This is a genomic window from Limosilactobacillus mucosae (assembly GCF_046939755.1).
Lineage (GTDB): Bacteria > Bacillota > Bacilli > Lactobacillales > Lactobacillaceae > Limosilactobacillus > Limosilactobacillus mucosae_A.
Genome location: NZ_JBKZAY010000026.1, coordinates 12836 through 29568 on the forward strand (window position 1 = coordinate 12836; position 16733 = coordinate 29568).

A 16733-nucleotide genomic window follows, 5' to 3' on the forward strand; every position below is an offset into this window, starting at 1 on the left:
TCCCTCCTAGTTTTCAGCTTTTTCGGCATCAGCTTTCATCTGCTTAGCTTTTTCAACGACATCCTCAATTGGGCCGACCAGTCGGAAGGCGTCTTCTGGCAAGTCATCATACTTACCATCAAGAATATCCTTGAAACCTTTGATCGTATCTTTCAGTGGAACATAACGACCTGGCAGCCCCGTAAATTGTGAAGCAACATTGAAGCTTTGTGACAGGAAGAATTGAATCCGCCGTGCCCGAGCAACAATCGTCTTTTCTTCATCAGAAAGCTCATCCATCCCCAAGATAGCGATGATGTCTTGCAATTCGCGGTAACGCTGCAGGATATGCTGTACTCGCGTAGCTACTTCATAGTGCTCCTTACCAACGACTTCTGGCGTCAATGCAGTTGACGTTGAAGCCAGTGGGTCAACAGCTGGGTAGATACCCATTTGCGTCAGCCGACGTTCCAGGTTGGTCGTGGCATCCAGGTGAGCAAAAGTCGTTGCTGGAGCAGGGTCAGTATAGTCATCGGCAGGAACATAAACGGCTTGAATCGACGTAATAGAGCCCTTCTTAGTCGAAGTGATTCGTTCTTGCAGCTGACCCATTTCAGTAGCCAGCGTTGGCTGATAACCAACGGCGGATGGAATCCGTCCCAGCAAGGCTGAAACTTCTGAACCGGCTTGCGTAAACCGGAAGATGTTGTCGATAAACAGCAGCACGTCTTGGCCCTTTACGTCACGGAAATATTCCGCAATCGTCAAACCAGTCAAGGCAACCCGCATCCGGGCACCTGGTGGTTCATTCATTTGACCGTAAACCATGGCCGTCTTGCTCAGAACCCCGGAAGCCTTCATTTCGAAGTACATGTCGTTACCTTCACGGGTCCGTTCACCAACACCGGTAAACACGGAAATCCCATTGTGGCCTTGAGCAATGTTGTGGATCAATTCTTGAATCAAGACGGTCTTACCAACACCGGCACCGCCAAAAAGACCAATCTTACCACCACGAACATATGGAGCAAGCAGATCAATAACCTTGATCCCCGTTTCCAAAATTTCCGTAGTGTTGTTCAAATCTTCGTACTTAGGTGCTTCACGGTGGATTGGCATCCGCTTAGCATCTGGGCCGAATTCTGGACCATTGTCGATTGGTTCACCCAGGACATTGAAAACTCGACCCAGAGTATCGTCACCAACTGGAACGCTGATTGAAGCGCCCGTGTTTTCGACTTTCATGCCACGTTGCAGACCATCAGTACCGTCCATGGCAACCGTCCGTACCACACCGTCACCCAATTCCAGGGAAACTTCAGTAGTCAGCGTCGTGCCATCGCCTTTGTCGATCTTCAGCGCGTCATTGATTTCTGGCAGCTTGTCGTCCAAGGGGAATTCAACATCGACAACTGGACCGATAACCTGTACAACTTTACCAGTAGCACTCATGCTGTTTCCTCCTACTTACTAGAATGATTATTCTTGGGCTGTCATACCACCGGTAATTTCGGTAATTTCCGTGGTAATGGCAGCCTGCCGTGCCCGGTTGTATTGAAGCTCCAAATCCGAAATGATTTCATCGGCATTGTCGGAAGCAGAGCTCATTGCATTGGCACTTGAGGAGTGTTCGGACGTCTTGGCATCCAAAATCGCTCCATAAACCAAACTTTCCGCATATTGTGAAACGATTACCGAAACGATATCGTTAGCGGAAGGTTCGAACTCGAATTCAGGTGAAATCCGGGTCTTATCAGTTGATTCGCTGCTTACGGCCGGCTGATCGTCGGTCATGGAATCTTCTGATACCGGCATCATTTTTTGAACTCGAACGTGTGACGTGATTCGGTTGACGTAGTGGTTATATGACAGGAAAAGCTCATCAAACACTCCATCATTGTACATTTGAACCGTGGTCTTAACGATCCCACGCACTTCCTTGTACGTTGGCACGTCACTAACACCAGTATATTCATAGACAACGTTCATCCCGCGTTTCTTAAAGAACTCGGTCCCGGTTCGCCCAATCGTCAGGAAAACCGTGTTGTCCTTATTCAAATGGTGTTTTTTCATCGTTTCCAGGGTTTCTTTGATAACGTTGCTGTTATAGCTTCCTACCAAACCCCGATCAGATGTAATAACTAAGATGCCAGTCTGTTGTACTGGTCGTTTGTCAAACAGCGACGTAAACTGATCTTTGCTATCAGCATCCGTCGTACTGTGAGATTTGACCATGCTGGACAGGACTTCACGAACCGTAGCAGCATAGGCCTCATAAGCCTTGGTGTGATGCTGAATCTGGTTAAGCTTAGCCGTAGAAACCATTTGCATGGCAGAGGTAATCTGACGCGTGCTTTTGGTTGACTGAATCTTGCGTTTAACTGTAGCAAGTGAAGCTGGCACTAAATCTCACCGTCCTTTCGACTAGTCATGCTTAGTTTTGGGCAGCTTTATCGCTGTCGCTGGTTTGGAATGACGTTTCCTTAAATTCCTTGATTGCTTGGTCAATAACGTCGCCTTCTGGCAACTTGCCAGTTTTAGCAATCTGGTCATAAACGTCTTGGTGGTTTGCACGCATGTAGGCAGCCAATTCTTGTTCAAAACGACGAACGTCTTGAACTGGAATGTTGTCAATGTAACCATGTGACAGGGCAAAAAGCGTTACAACCTGTTGAGCAACTGGTTGTGGCTCATGCAGACCCTGCTTCAGGATTTCCATCGTCCGTTCACCACGACCCAAACGACGCTGCGTGTTTTCATCCAAATCAGAACCGAATTGGGCAAAGGCAGCCAGTTCGTTGTAAGCAGAAATATCCAAACGCAACGTACCAGCAACCTTCTTCATGGCTTTGATCTGAGCGTCACCACCGACACGAGAAACTGAAGTCCCGGCATTGATGGCTGGACGTTGACCAGCATAGAAGGAGTCAGAATCCAAGAAGATCTGGCCATCAGTAATGGAAATAACGTTGGTTGGGATGTAGGCTGAAACGTCACCGGCTTGAGTTTGAATAACTGGCAAAGCAGTCATCGAACCGCCACCCATGTCATCAGACAACCGTGCAGCCCGTTCAAGCAGACGTGAGTGCGTGTAGAAAATATCACCTGGGTAGGCTTCACGACCTGGTGGCCGACGCAAAATCAATGACAGTTCACGGTAGGCATCAGCTTGTTTCGTCAAGTCATCGTAAACGATCAAGACGTCTTGGCCGTTGTACATAAACTCTTCACCCATTGCAGCCCCAGCATATGGTGCCAGGTAAAGCATAGGCGCAGGGTTGGAAGCACTGGCTGAAACGACGATCGTGTAGTCCAAAGCGCCATATTGACGCAACGTTTCAACTTGAGCCCGAACCGTTGATTCCTTCTGACCAATAGCAACATAGATACAAATCATGTCTTGGTCTTTTTGGTTGATGATCGTATCAATGGCAAGCGAAGTCTTACCAGTCTTCCGGTCACCAATGATCAATTCACGCTGACCACGACCAATTGGAACCAGGGCATCGATAACCTTGATACCAGTCTGCAGTGGCACGCTAACGCTCTTCCGCTGCATAACGCCAGGGGCCTTCTTCTCAACAGGACGCGTCTTAGTGGTCTTGATTTCGCCAAGACCATCAATTGGACGTCCCAATGGGTCAACGACCCGACCTAACAGTTCTTTGCCGACGGGAACTTCCATAATCCGGCCCGTCCGCTTAACAGTGTCGCCTTCACGGATCCCCGTGTAGTCCCCTAAAATAACGATACCAACATCGTTACTTTCGAGGTTTTGGGCCATTCCGTAGACACCGTTGCTAAATTCGAGCAACTCACCAGCCATGGCGTTTTCCAAGCCATCGGCACGAGCAACCCCGTCACCAACATAGGTAACCGTCCCAGTTTCTTCAACGGAAATTTGGTCCTGATAGTTGGCGAGCTGCTTCTTGATGAGTGAACTGATTTCCTCAGTTTTAATGCTCATAAAGGTCTCACCTCTTTGACAATTGATTATTTAACAAGTAAACGACGAATTTGTTCAATTTTTGAGCTAAGACTACCATCCAAAGTCTCATTGTTGTCTCGGATGATAACACCGCCTAAAATTGACGGATCAACCGTTTCGTGCAATACGATTTCGTTGGCTGACAAGCGCTTAGCCAGGCCAGCCTTCAGTTGATCGCGTTGCTTCGTATCGAGTTGCACCGCTGTGATTACTTCGGCGTGAATGCGTTTATTGAATGCATCATAACGCCGTTCAAACTCATCAATAATTGCGACCAAATCATCCATGCGGCCGTAATCAAAAACCATTTGAATCAGATTGGAAACGAATGGCGAAGCATCCTTTTTCAATGCATCAATCAAAGATTTTTTCTCAGCGAGTGACAGATCAACACCGCTCAACAACGATGCCAAACTGCCATTTTCTTCGAAGACTTGACGCAAAGCAGATAATTCTTGATAAGTCTGATCAAGCTGACCGTTTTCTTCAGCCAGCTCAAAAATTGCTTTCGCATAGCGGTTAGCAACCGTCTTCTTATCAAGACTCATGTTTTACCAACCCTTCGATATACGAATCAATCAATTCTTTTTGATCGTCCGCATTTAATTCCTTATGGATGAGCTTGGAAGCAATCTCAATAGATAAGTTGGCAACATCGTTTTGGGCCCCTTTCAAGGCATCACGACGCGCCTGCTCAGCATCCTTTTGGGCTTGCTCTTTTACGACCTGCGCATCCTTTTGCGCATCCGTAACGATCTGGTCCCGTTGAGCTTCACCAGTCTTTTTGGCCGTGCTGATAATCTTAGCGGCTTCTTGGTGAGAGTTCTGCAATTCAGTTTGGCGCTGTGCTGCCAGCTTTTCAGCTTCAGCACGCGATTTTTCTGCATTGTCGATGTCATCGGAAATCTTGGTTGCCCGCTTGTTCATCATATCCGTAACTGGTTTCCAGGCATAGTGCTTAACCAGCAGCATCAAGATAATAAATGAAACAATGTAAAACAGCATATCTCCGATGTATAAGCTATTGGATTGAGCCAGAACACCTTGCAACATCTATTGACACCTCCTTGTAAATTGATAGCTTTAGTTGTTTAAACTACTTGTTCATTACAAGGAAGCCAATAACGATGGCCAGGATAGGCATGGCTTCGATCAAACCAACACCAATGAACATCGTACCACGCAGTGCACCAGACATTTCTGGTTGACGAGCCATCCCATCGATCGTGTGGCTAATAACAAAACCGTTACCAATACCGGCACCCAGTGCCGCACCAAAAGCAGCGATACCTGCAGCAATTGCACCCATTTTTATATCCTCCTTAAGATATGCTTATTCCTCAGCAGAAACCTTCTGAGAAATATAAACCGTAGTTAATGTTACAAAGACATAAGCCTGAATAGCCCCAATGAAGACTGAGAAGCCTTGCCAAATAATCTCAAGTGGCAGACTGACCAGCATCGTTGGAACGCCGTGTGAAAAGGCCATCTGTCCAAGCAACTTCAGTAGCAGTTCCCCAGCAAAAATGTTACCGAAGAGCCGCAGACCAAGCGTCAAGAAGTTGGCAAATTCCTCAACCAAGTTAATTGGCAGCATAACAGCATATGGCTTGAGGTAAGAGCCAAAGTAGTGCTTCAAACCGTTTTTACTGATCCCGGCAAAGTGTGCCAGCATGATCATGCTTAACGAGAAAGTCAGCGTTACGACTGGATCGGCAGTGGGACTTCTCACAATCTCGTTTCCATTCCATCCGATTTGGAAAATCAGACCCAACTGATTTGAGAAGAAAATGAAAGCAAACAGTACAAAGGCCAAGAAGCTGTAATTGCCAACTTCTGATGCAGGCATTTGTTCCCGCACGATACCGTTTGTGAATTCAATCAACCACTCAATTACATTTTGACCGCCCTTAGGTTTCATTTGCAGATGCCGTGAAAGGCCAAATAAAACAAAGAAAATCAAGACAAAGATAATAGTGCCTGAAATCACGTTAGTCGCATTGAACGTAAGGCCGAATAGCTTAAAAGTATAAGCTTCACCGCCCATTTATATTCCACCTCTTTTCTTTATAACAATAATTTGGTTTGTAAATTGGATTCCATCTCGTTGAAACAACCACGAACTGTCCCAAGTTACGATCATTAATATAGCATTATTTCATTAAAATTTCAAAAAAATATCAGCGTCTAAGAAAACGCCAACATCATCTCAATCCGTTGCTCAGCAAGCATTTAGAGTTAATGTAATATATAAACCAACCTAATAAATTGTTGATAATTTATATCTATTCAATGACATAAATAAAAAAATGATGACATTTGAGATAAAACGTCATCATTTGTTTCTTTTTTAATTGGTCTAGTTGTTTTGCTTACGTTCGCTGGCAGCCTCATCAGGCAGGATCAGATTTAAAATGATCCCCAAGACCGCTGCTACTGCCAATCCTGAAAACTGATATTGGCCTAATTTCAAGTAGGCATTACCAATTCCAATCACCAGAATTACCGAGCTGATCATCAAATTGCGCTTTTTGTTAAAGTCAATTTGGTCTTCAATCATAACTCGCAGACCACTAGAAGCAATCACACCAAATAATAGGAAGGAAATCCCACCGATAACGGGACCTGGAATTGATTCAATCAGCGCACTCAGCTTGCCGACAAAACTGAAGAAAACGGCAAATAAAGCAGCCCCTGCCAGAACATAGACGCTATGAACACGCGTAATCGCTAAAACGCCAATATTTTCCCCATAAGACGTCACCGGTGGCCCACCAACAAAGCCGGCAATAATTGAAGCCGTCCCATCACCAGCCAATGTGTGATTCAAACCGGGATCCTTAAAGTAGTTGCGTTCGGTCAGCTCGTTAAGAACCATGATATGTCCCATATGCTCAGTCATGGTAACAAATGCAATTGGAGCCATGCTTAAAATCGCGCCCCAATAAAAATGCGGCTGATAGGTCACAAACGGAACCTGAAAATCAGGCAAACTAAACCAGTGTGCCGCAGCTACTGGCGCCAGATCAACAATGCCAAACAGACAAGCAATCACATAGCCGCAAACGATCCCTAACAGAATGGGAATCAAGCCTAAAAAGCCCTTGCAAAACATGTTAAAGGCAATTGTAATCAGCAATGTCAGCATAGCCACGGCAAAATAGCGCAAGTCATAATGCGTACCGTTCAGCGTGGCATCTTTAGCCGCCGTGCTGGCTAAGGAAAGCCCAATCACCATCACGATCGGCCCGACCACAATCGGCGGCAGCACACGATCAATCCAGTCCGATCCAATCAGCGTGACGATTAGCGATACCAATAAATATACACAGCCAACCGCAATCGTACCTTGAGCAATCCCCGGGTAGCCGGTTGATTTCATCAATGCCATCATTGGTACGATAAAACTGAAGCTCGAGCCCATATAAGCCGGAATCTTGTGTCGCGTAATCAGCAGATACATCAAGGTTCCAACCCCTGAACTGAACAAAGCGATTCCTGGATTCAATCCAACCAGAATCGGCACCAGCACGGTTGAACCGAACATTGAAAACATATGCTGCAATGACAGTCCAATCCACTGACCAAATTCTGGCCTTTCATCAACGTCTAAAACGACGCCATCACGATGTGCCATTCAAAAACACCCCTATGCAGATAAAAATAATAGCCCTTGAGCCCCGGCCCAAAGACTACCTTAAAACAACCCGCAAAATGGATGATTATTTTAACGCGTCCTTGGAAACCTCTCTGGATTTCATTAAAGGACCGATATTCAAGTTACCAGACTATAGCTTACTTGTTTTCAGAAAGGCTGTCAACTATCGTCTTTTTGCGCAGCCCCATTATCCAAGCCGTAACCGGAACCGTTAGCAGAACCCCGATAAAAGAGGTCAATACCATTATCATCTCGGCAACAAAAATCTTATTGTTCATAATCGTCCCAAATGAGTAATGCAATCCGGCAAACCAGATGAAAAGCGTTAAAAAGCCGCCAAAAAAGCCAAAGAACAAGGTATTGAAAGTTGTTCCGATAATCTGCCCACCAATTGCCATACCGCTTTTCATAATCTGAGCAGTCGAGATATCGGGATGCGCATTCAAAACCTCGTTGAGTCCTGCAGCCACCGCCATCGCCGCTTCAGCAATCGCTCCCAGTGTACTTAGAATCGTCGTTGTAACGGCCACTTTTAGATAGCTGATGCCAATCAGGATCGACATGCCTTCCAGATCCTCACTGTCTTCAGGACCAAAGCCTTGTACCATTGCCCAATGCTCAACGCCAATAATCAGCAGCAGGAGAATTCCCATTACGATCAGCGACGCGTAAAAAGCTGTCACAGTCGTTTTCAGATCATCTTCACCCATAAAAATCGTTACCGCCAAAATAATCGTTCCGGTCGTCAGTGTTACGAACAATGGTGGAACATGAAAAGCAATCAGCACGATCGCAAAATATAAAAAGCCAAAGTTTAGCAGTAAGCTTAAAAATGATGTCCATCCCTGCTTGCCGCCAACCAAAATCATCAGAATCATCAAGACCAATCCCAATGCTGTAATCGTACTCATGCTTTTGCCTTCTTTCCTAATAAAAGCGCCGCTAATGCACTGGCAATCGGGATCGCCAAAACAATGCCGATTCCGCTGATTAAGCTTTGAACGGTCCCCAGACACATATTCATCGAAAACGTGTAGCCCCATGAATTGCCATTTTTCAAATACAGCAAGGATGAGGTAAAGGTATCAGCCATAAAAATCAGAAACAAGACGTTAACCAACGGCCCCATAATAGATTGACCGACGCTGCGTCCAGCCAAGAACAGCTGACGCTTAGTTACGATTGGATCAAGCTTTTTGAGTTCAAAGATCGTCGCCACGATATCACTTGACTCATCCATTACGGCACCCAGCGATCCCAGCAGCGTTTCGGCTAAAAAGAGCGGTCGCGGAACCTGAGTGACATACTGCATCGATTCGTAATAAATTCCGCGTTCCTGTGTCAGATTAAAAACCACCAAACTAATCAGCATTGCTGTAATCGTGCCAAAAACCGTTGCCCCCAAGGTCGCCAGCATCCGCCTGGTAAAGCCTAAAATCATGACCAGACTGACGACTGTAAAAATCAGTGCCAACACGCCAAAAATCAGCAGTACGTGCGCAGCCTGCATTTTTAGATCCAACTCGATGGCCAGCACAAACAGAATCGTATTGATGATCACGCTAAGCAAGGCCAAGCTGCCTTGTCTTTCCATCATCAACAACAGCAGCAAAATTACCAGCCACACTAAAAATACAATGACGGTATCACGTTTATAGCCAGCAATGGTAGCATGCAGCTCGCCATTCTTTTTATGAACGCGCGTTAAAAAAATCTCGTTGCCGACTCGATACCTCTGATCCATTGCACCAGAATAAGAATAAGTGTTGGTAACCGTCAGTTCTTGACCGCGGTATTTGCCATTCAGCATTTTAATTCTTAGGTGCTGCTTGGTCTGCCAATCAACGTTTTTAAACTCATCAGTCTGTTTAACGGCTTTTTCATTATGCACCTGTTCAACTTTTGCCAATGGTCGCTGATAAAAAGTCTCATTATGAAAAGTAAACAGCAGCGCACCCAACCCGATAACCAACAAGATCAAAAACCGTCTTGCAAAACGGGCTGAACCCTTTAATTTCTGCATTCTCTCAGATCCTTTATTGGATTTAATTTTAACAATCAGCTACCATTTTACTATTTTTAGCTCGTTTGACTTCGTTTACCAGTAGTTGTTAAAAAATATTAAGACTTTTATCTGGCAAAACAAAAAGCCCAGCCCGTGAGCAGATCACAGACTGAACTTTTAATATTAAAGCAGACTACTTGGTGCCAAACAGCCGGTCACCAGCATCGCCCAGCCCTGGAACGATGTAGCCTTGATCGTTTAAGCGCTCATCAAGTGCAGCCGTGTAGATATCAACATCTGGGTAGGCAGCTTGAATTGCCTTAACGCCTTCTGGAGCAGCAACCAGACAGGCAAACTTGATATTCTTTTCTTCACAGCCCCGTTTCTTTAAGGCGCCAATTGCATCAACAGCCGAACCACCAGTTGCCAACATTGGGTCGACAACGAATAATTGACGTTCTGAAACATCACTTGGCAGCTTGACAAAATATTCATGTGGCTTAAGCGTTTCTTCATCACGGTACATGCCAATAAAACCGATCTTGGCTGCTGGAATCAAATCAGTGAATCCTTCAACCATCCCCAGGCCAGCCCGCAAGATTGGCACAATGGCAACCTTCTTGCCGGCCAGTTCCTTTTGCGTCGTCTTGCAGATTGGCGTTTCAATTTCAACTTCCTTGAGCGGCATGTTCTTGGAAACCTCGTAAGCAATCAGCGTTGAAATTTCCTTGACCGTTTCGCGGAAAAACTTAGTCCCAACGTTTTTGTCGCGAATCATCGTTAATTTGTGTTGAACTAGTGGATGTTCAATAACTTCAAACTTGCCCATGAATATATAACTCTCCTTAAATGTTTCTCAACTATTGTACCAAAAACGGGCCTGGTTGCTTAGGCAAAAAATAAATTTTATCAATTATTTGATTGATGCCTCAAAATGTTTGCCGCCAGCCGATTTATTCAGACGATTCATATAGGCCGCGCCCAGGCCGGTTGCATCCAGCCCCTGTACCAGAATGGAGGCAACGTCTTTTTGATCGTCAAAGAATCGCAGACCGGCAAACAAATGCGAGCTGGCATCACTGACGTCTTCGCCAAGCGAGTAGATGATGGCATTATCCGGCCAGCTGAATGCATCCAGAATCTTTTTTTCAGCCATTACCCCAATCTTGGACGGCTGCTTGGCAATCCAGGAGATAACGCTTTGCCAATTCGTCTGCGGATCGACGATAGCCACCGGAACGCCAGGAGCATAATGACGATACTTCATTCCCGGAGCTTTAGGCGTCTCATTGGTTCCAACATGGTGCTGATCCAAGTCGATTGAACCGATTACTGACTCGATCTGCGCTTTGGTAACGGCACCCGGACGCAGAATAGCTGGTTGCGACGTCGAAAGGTCCAGGACTGTTGACTCAACGCCTACCCGGGTCGGACCATTATCAAGGATGCCGGCAATTTTGCCATTCAGATCGTGAAAGACGTGCTGAGCCGTTGTCGGACTAGGTTTACCCGATGTGTTGGCGGACGGACCAACGATTGGCACGCCTGCCTTTAAGATCAAATCCAGCGTTGGCTGACAGTCGGGATAGCGAAAGGCCACCGTTGCAAGCCCTCCTGTAACCGTTTTCGAAAGCGAGCCTGGCTTGATCTTTAAGATAATCGTCAACGAGCCTGGCCAAAATTTCTTCATCAGCTGACGCGCGCTATCGGGAATCTCAGCGGCGTACCGCTCGACCATTTCAACCGATGCTACATGAACGATCAAGGGGTTGTCGCTGGGGCGTCCCTTAGCAAGATAGACGTTTTTGACCGCAGCTTCATTAGTAGCATCGGCACCCAAGCCGTAGACCGTTTCAGTTGGGAAAGCCACTAACTGTCCATCTTTAATGGCTTGAGCTGCTTGATCAATTTCATTCAGCTTAAAAATTCGTGTTTCCAAAATCGTGCTTCCTTCCCAAGCTTAAAAGTTCCATGCATGAATCATCCGCATCCGATCGGCCATATCATGACGAGTTTCGATCTGAGCACGCGGCACAACTTGATGACATAGGTCTTGAATACTTTGTTCCTGATCAAATCCGGTTTCGCCAAACAACTGACCATGCGGCGTTAGATGATCGCCAATATTTTCAAACAGCCGATGATAAAAGCCCAGGCCATGCTCATCTGCAAACAAAGCAACTGGCGGTTCATAGTCTAAAACAGCCTTATCCATCAAAGCGATCTCTGACGTTGCAATATATGGTGGATTCGTAACGATCAAATCAAATTTTTGATCTGCCAGTCTGGCAAACATATCGCTTTCAATTTCTGGCAGATTGGTTCCATGCAGACGCTGGTTGGCAGTTGCTACCCGCAAGGCTCCAGCTGAGATATCGCTAAGCGTCACTTGCCAAAGCGGTCTTTCAAGCTTTAGCGTAATCCCAATCACGCCACTGCCCGTTCCCAGATCTAAAACACGAATTGGCTTGTCTTTAGGCATTGTATCCAATACCCACTCAACCAGTTCTTCGGTTTCGCTTTCTGGGATTAAGACATCGCGACTGACAATAAACATTCGGCCGTAAAATGGCGCTTTGCCAACGACATACTGCGGCGGTTCATGAGCAGCCACGCGTTCAATTGCCCGACGAAACCGCACCGCTTCTTCTGATGGCATCCGATCACGATTATGCATCAAAAGCGTTGTTGTGTTCCAGTCATGAATCATTTTCAAAATAAATTCAGGCGTTTGCGGATCCAGCCCGCGTTCTTTTAAGTATTCTGCTGCCCAGCGCTGAGCCTGAAAATAGTTCCAAGACTCACCGGTTGGTTTATTCATTGCGCAGCTGCTCCAGTTTCTTAGTTTGATCGGCGATGATCAATGCTTCAATAATCTCATCCAAGTCACCAGCCATGATCTTATCCAGCTTGTTAAGCGTCAAGCCGATACGATGGTCGGTAACCCGGTTTTGTGGATAGTTGTAGGTCCGAATTCGTTCAGAACGATCCCCGGTCCCAATCGCATCTTTACGCTTTTGATCATAGGCATTCTGTTCTTTTTGCTGGTAGTAGTCGTAAACCCGCGCTTTTAAGATCCGCATGGCTTTAGCCCGATTCTGCTGTTGGGAACGCTCGTCTTGCATCGCTACTACGATGCCAGTTGGCAGGTGCGTCATCCGAACGGCAGAGGAAGTCTTGTTAATGTGCTGACCACCGGCACCAGATGAGCGATAAACATCGGTCCGAATATCTTTAGGATCGATATCAATTTCCACGTCCTCAGCTTCTGGCATTACACCGACCGTCGCCGTTGACGTGTGCACACGACCAGCCGATTCCGTCACCGGTACCCGCTGAACTCGGTGCGCGCCGTTTTCAAATTTCAGCTTGGAGTAGACCTTGTCACCAGTGATCAGCAAAGAGATTTCCTTAAAGCCGCCGACTTCGGTTTCGTTTTTATCAACGACTTCAACTTTCCAGCCCTGTTTTTCGGCATAGCGCAGATACATGTCGTACAAATCGGCTGCAAACAAGCTGGCTTCATCCCCACCAGCAGCCCCACGAATTTCCATGATGATGTTTTTGTCATCATTCGGGTCTTTAGGAATCAAAAGTACTTCCAATTCCTTTTCCAGCGTAGCCTGACGTTCTTTAGACGAGGCAATCTCATCCTTGGTCATTGCCGTTAGATCAGGATCATCAATTTCGCGAAGCATTTCTTCGTCATCTTTAATGGTTTGCGTTACCTGTTTATATTCGTTGTACTTTTCAACGGTTTCGCGCAGGCTTCCTTCTTCCTTGGACAATTTCATAAACCGAGCCGTATCAGCAATTACTTCTGGATCACTGATCAATTCATTGAGCTCATCATAGCGATCGGCAACCGCTTGAAGCTTGTCAAAGATTTCTTCCATTTCCATGATTATTTCTCCTGTTTCTTATTCAGCAGCGGGTGAAAGTAGTGTTTACGACAAACCGGGTAGTACGACTCATTGCCGCCAATTTGAACCTGCTCGCCTTCATAAACGGGATGACCGTCAAGCATGCGCAAATTCATGGTTGCCTTATGTGGGCAAAACCAGCAGATAGTCTTCATTTCTTCGATCTTGTCCGCATAGATCAAAAGATACTTGGAGCCCTCAAACAGCTCATTGCGAAAGTCGTTCTTCAAGCCAAACGTCATGACGGGAATGTTCAGTTCATCAACGATCTGCGTCAGCTGTAAGACATGCTCTTTGGATAAAAACTGAGCCTCATCAATTAAGACGCAGTAGATGCGCTGGTCAATGTTTTTGACGTATTCGTAGACATTGGTGTCTTTCATAATTGGGTGGACTTTTCTTTCCAGACCAATCCGGCTAGCAATCGTTCCTCGCCCCGATCGCGTATCCACGCCACTGGTCAGTAAAACGACCGGTTTGCCTTGTTCTTCGTAGTTATGAGCTACTTTTAAAACATCAATCGACTTGCCGGAATTCATCGCACCATACTTGAAGAATAACTGTGCCACGCTCTTTCACCTTTTCTTTGCAATAGTAACTAAATTATACCGAAAATCAGACCTATTTTAAACCGTCTGACTCAAGGCTGCAATTCAGTCGACACAAGTATAAAATTTTATCACAAATTATCGCTGCTGTGGACCTTTTAGACGATTTGAGCATGATGACTTTCTTTTTTTGGATGCAAAGTTTAAAATTGATCGGTACTATAATAAGTTAAAAATTATTTTGCGGAAGGATTTTTTTATGTCACTGAAAAGCTCATTTGCCGAATTTGCTGGTCGCTCCAGCTATTGGTTTTTGCATACCTTCATGCACGGCGGCAGCTCATTGCCCGGCAAGATCACTTTAAAGCTGGATCCCGACATTCTTCAGTCGTTTGCTAAAAAATATGACCTGGTTATTGTCACCGGGACTAATGGCAAAACCTTAACGACTGCACTAAGCGTCCGCGTCCTGCGCGAAAAATACCACGATGTCTTGACCAATCCCACCGGTTCAAACATGAAACAGGGAATCGTTACGACATTTATTACCGCACCCAAGCCTAAACAAAAAGGCCTTGCCGTGTTAGAGGTCGATGAGGCCAACGTGGCAATCGTTACTTCTTATATCACGCCAATTGCATTTGTCTTTACCAATATTTTTCGTGATCAAATGGACCGCTATGGCGAAATCTACACGACCTACGAAAAGATTCTCAAAGGCGTTCGCATGGCACCAAAAGCCACAATCATTGCTAATGGCGATGAACAGCTTTTTAACACGCAGAACCTGCCCAACCCAGTTATCTATTACGGCTTTAACCACGAGCATCATGATGACTTGAGAGCTCCAGCCAATACTGACGGTCTGCTTTGTCCCAAGTGTCAGCATATTCTGCACTATCACCTGATCACTTATGCCGGTTTGGGCGACTACTTCTGCCCTCATTGCGGCTTTAAGCGTCCTAAACTTGACTACGCCGTCACTAAGTTGGGAAAACTGACGCCAACCAGCTCAACGTTTGAACTTGACGGCCAGGAATACCGGATTGAAATCGGTGGTCTCTATAACATCTACAATGCACTGGCGGCCTATACGCTTGGTCGTTTCCTAGGCGTCAGTCAAGCACAGATCAAGCATGCCTTTGAATCGGACGAACGAGTCTTTGGGCGTCAAGAAGAGATCAATATCGATGGCAAAAAAACGACGCTGATTCTGGTCAAGAACCCCGTTGGCCTCAATCAGGTTCTTGATATGATCGAGACTGATCCCGAACCGTTCAGCTTTGTCTTTTTGTTAAACGCCAACTATGCTGATGGGATCGACACCAGCTGGATCTGGGACGGCGACTTTGAAAAACTGACTCGGCATGATATCAAGCAGTATATGACGGGTGGCGAGCGCTACAAAGATATCACCACGCGACTGACGATGGCCGGAGTCGAAAATATCTGGAAAGAACCAGAGCTTGCCAATGTACTGGCTAAAATCAAGAATCTGCCAACTGATCACGTTTATGTCTTAGCCAGCTATACAGCCGTTTTGCAGCTCCGCAAACTGCTGGCTGAAAAAGGATACATTAAAGGAGGGATGGACTAATGACCAAATACCATCTGAATCTGGCCCATCTTTACGGCGACCTGCTAAATACCTACAGCGACGTTGGCAACATCATCGCCCTGCGCTATTATGCCAAGCAAATGGATGCCGATATTGCCGTTAAGATCGTCAGCATCGATGAGACATTCAATCCTGATGAGTTTGACATGGCACTATTTGGCGGTGGCCAGGATTATGAGCAGCTGGTTGTTTCAAAAGACCTGCCCAACAAGAAAGCCGGGATTGAAAAATTCATCAATGACGGTAAGCCGCTGTTGGCTATCTGCGGTGGCTATCAGCTCCTAGGACATTATTACGTTGGCGCAAACGGTGAAAAGATTCCTGGTCTGGGCGTTTTGGATCACTATACGCTGAGTCAGGATCATAATCGTTTCATTGGTGACATTACCATTAAAAATGAAGAAACCGGACAGGAATACCACGGCTTTGAAAATCATAATGGCAAGACCTATCTGGGTAAGGGCGAGCGTCCATTAGGCAAGGTTGTTTCCGGTCATGGCAATAATGGCGAAGATGGCAGCGAGGGCGCGATCTATAAAAACGTCTACTGCTCCTACTTCCACGGACCAATCTTAACGCGTAACGGCGAGATCGCCAAAAAGATCCTATTGGCTGCCTTGCACCATAAATACCCCGATGCTGATCTTAGCCAGGCAGAGGCCTTGGAAATCAAGCCGACCTTTTAGGCAAAGGAATGGTGAATGAATGATTAATGATGATCTTTATGCTACTTTGATCACGATTATCTTTATTGTTGAAAGCTTTTGGGAGTTTCGACTGTATGCCTGGCTGCGCGGTAACCAAGGCCTGGCTCGCGATCCTCAGTTAAAACAGCGGCTGGCCAGCACCATGCGCGTTGAAAGCAAATGGAACTGGGGCTCTTGGCTTTTGATTATTCTCTTGCTGATTGCTCCTGACAGCTGGGTACTGCCTTTTGGGTGTCTGCTGGTTTTATTTGAGACGCTGGTCATCAAACGAATGGACAATCTTAAAAGCGCAATCCAGAATCAATAA

The 16733-nt window shown here is 46.0% G+C and carries 18 protein-coding genes; 3 read left to right on the plus strand and 15 right to left on the minus strand.

Annotated features, from left to right (window positions below; genetic code table 11):
* Nucleotides 1-6: 6 nt before the first annotated feature.
* The 15 genes from atpD to ACLUWI_RS08455 all read right to left on the minus strand — a co-directional run bounded on the left by atpD (nucleotide 7) and on the right by ACLUWI_RS08455 (nucleotide 14122).
* On the minus strand, nucleotides 7-1431 hold the full coding sequence (gene atpD / locus ACLUWI_RS08385) for a F0F1 ATP synthase subunit beta (RefSeq protein WP_412146928.1): 1425 nt from the start codon (nucleotides 1429-1431) through the stop codon (nucleotides 7-9).
* Between the two features lie 27 nt (nucleotides 1432-1458).
* The gene (locus ACLUWI_RS08390; RefSeq protein WP_169461180.1) at nucleotides 1459-2382 is read right to left on the minus strand and encodes a F0F1 ATP synthase subunit gamma; all 924 of its coding nucleotides are present in this window, start codon (nucleotides 2380-2382) and stop codon (nucleotides 1459-1461) included.
* A 31-nt stretch (nucleotides 2383-2413) separates the two neighbouring features.
* Complete coding sequence (gene atpA / locus ACLUWI_RS08395; protein WP_412146929.1) at nucleotides 2414-3946, minus strand: F0F1 ATP synthase subunit alpha; 1533 nt, start codon at nucleotides 3944-3946, stop codon at nucleotides 2414-2416.
* A 26-nt stretch (nucleotides 3947-3972) separates the two neighbouring features.
* Nucleotides 3973-4515: an ATP synthase F1 subunit delta gene (gene atpH / locus ACLUWI_RS08400; RefSeq protein WP_412146930.1), complete on the minus strand. Its 543-nt coding sequence runs from the start codon at nucleotides 4513-4515 to the stop codon at nucleotides 3973-3975.
* Nucleotides 4505-5020 carry a F0F1 ATP synthase subunit B gene (atpF, locus tag ACLUWI_RS08405; protein ID WP_412146931.1) on the minus strand — a complete coding sequence of 172 codons (516 nt, stop codon included), beginning with the start codon at nucleotides 5018-5020 and terminating at the stop codon, nucleotides 4505-4507. Before atpF ends, atpH begins: the two co-directional genes overlap by 11 nt.
* A 43-nt stretch (nucleotides 5021-5063) precedes the next feature.
* Nucleotides 5064-5276 carry a F0F1 ATP synthase subunit C gene (gene atpE, locus ACLUWI_RS08410; protein ID WP_006500291.1) on the minus strand — a complete coding sequence of 71 codons (213 nt, stop codon included), beginning with the start codon at nucleotides 5274-5276 and terminating at the stop codon, nucleotides 5064-5066.
* Nucleotides 5277-5300: 24 nt separating this feature from the next.
* The gene (atpB, locus tag ACLUWI_RS08415) at nucleotides 5301-6014 is read right to left on the minus strand and encodes a F0F1 ATP synthase subunit A (protein ID WP_412146932.1); all 714 of its coding nucleotides are present in this window, start codon (nucleotides 6012-6014) and stop codon (nucleotides 5301-5303) included.
* 312 nt (nucleotides 6015-6326) lie between these two features.
* The gene (locus ACLUWI_RS08420) at nucleotides 6327-7604 is read right to left on the minus strand and encodes a solute carrier family 23 protein (protein WP_412146933.1); all 1278 of its coding nucleotides are present in this window, start codon (nucleotides 7602-7604) and stop codon (nucleotides 6327-6329) included.
* 158 nt (nucleotides 7605-7762) lie between these two features.
* Nucleotides 7763-8536 carry a YibE/F family protein gene (locus ACLUWI_RS08425; RefSeq protein WP_412146934.1) on the minus strand — a complete coding sequence of 258 codons (774 nt, stop codon included), beginning with the start codon at nucleotides 8534-8536 and terminating at the stop codon, nucleotides 7763-7765.
* Complete coding sequence (locus ACLUWI_RS08430) at nucleotides 8533-9648, minus strand: YibE/F family protein (protein WP_412146935.1); 1116 nt, start codon at nucleotides 9646-9648, stop codon at nucleotides 8533-8535. The genes ACLUWI_RS08425 and ACLUWI_RS08430 overlap by 4 nt, the downstream gene beginning before the upstream one ends.
* Nucleotides 9649-9823: 175 nt before the next feature.
* Nucleotides 9824-10459 carry a uracil phosphoribosyltransferase gene (gene upp / locus ACLUWI_RS08435; protein WP_412146936.1) on the minus strand — a complete coding sequence of 212 codons (636 nt, stop codon included), beginning with the start codon at nucleotides 10457-10459 and terminating at the stop codon, nucleotides 9824-9826.
* An 84-nt stretch (nucleotides 10460-10543) separates the two neighbouring features.
* Nucleotides 10544-11569: an L-threonylcarbamoyladenylate synthase gene (locus ACLUWI_RS08440; protein ID WP_412146937.1), complete on the minus strand. Its 1026-nt coding sequence runs from the start codon at nucleotides 11567-11569 to the stop codon at nucleotides 10544-10546.
* A gap of 21 nt (nucleotides 11570-11590) precedes the next feature.
* Nucleotides 11591-12451 carry a peptide chain release factor N(5)-glutamine methyltransferase gene (gene prmC / locus ACLUWI_RS08445; RefSeq protein ID WP_412146938.1) on the minus strand — a complete coding sequence of 287 codons (861 nt, stop codon included), beginning with the start codon at nucleotides 12449-12451 and terminating at the stop codon, nucleotides 11591-11593.
* A complete protein-coding gene (gene prfA, locus ACLUWI_RS08450) occupies nucleotides 12444-13526 on the minus strand; it encodes a peptide chain release factor 1 (protein WP_174435177.1) in 1083 nt (360 codons plus the stop codon). Before prfA ends, prmC begins: the two co-directional genes overlap by 8 nt.
* A gap of 8 nt (nucleotides 13527-13534) precedes the next feature.
* Nucleotides 13535-14122, minus strand: coding sequence for a thymidine kinase (locus ACLUWI_RS08455; RefSeq protein WP_034541238.1), 588 nt, complete (start codon nucleotides 14120-14122; stop codon nucleotides 13535-13537).
* 238 nt (nucleotides 14123-14360) lie between these two features.
* On the opposite strand from ACLUWI_RS08455, the gene ACLUWI_RS08460 reads away from it, so the two are divergent.
* Genes ACLUWI_RS08460 through ACLUWI_RS08470 form a run of 3 tightly spaced genes read left to right on the plus strand, consistent with a single transcriptional unit; the run spans nucleotide 14361 to nucleotide 16733 of the window.
* Nucleotides 14361-15698 (plus strand): MurT ligase domain-containing protein, encoded by a 1338-nt coding sequence (locus ACLUWI_RS08460; RefSeq protein ID WP_412146939.1) that lies wholly within the window; start codon nucleotides 14361-14363, stop codon nucleotides 15696-15698.
* Complete coding sequence (locus ACLUWI_RS08465) at nucleotides 15698-16405, plus strand: type 1 glutamine amidotransferase (RefSeq protein ID WP_412146940.1); 708 nt, start codon at nucleotides 15698-15700, stop codon at nucleotides 16403-16405. Before ACLUWI_RS08460 ends, ACLUWI_RS08465 begins: the two co-directional genes overlap by 1 nt.
* A 19-nt stretch (nucleotides 16406-16424) precedes the next feature.
* Nucleotides 16425-16733 carry a hypothetical protein gene (locus tag ACLUWI_RS08470; protein ID WP_412146941.1) on the plus strand — a complete coding sequence of 103 codons (309 nt, stop codon included), beginning with the start codon at nucleotides 16425-16427 and terminating at the stop codon, nucleotides 16731-16733.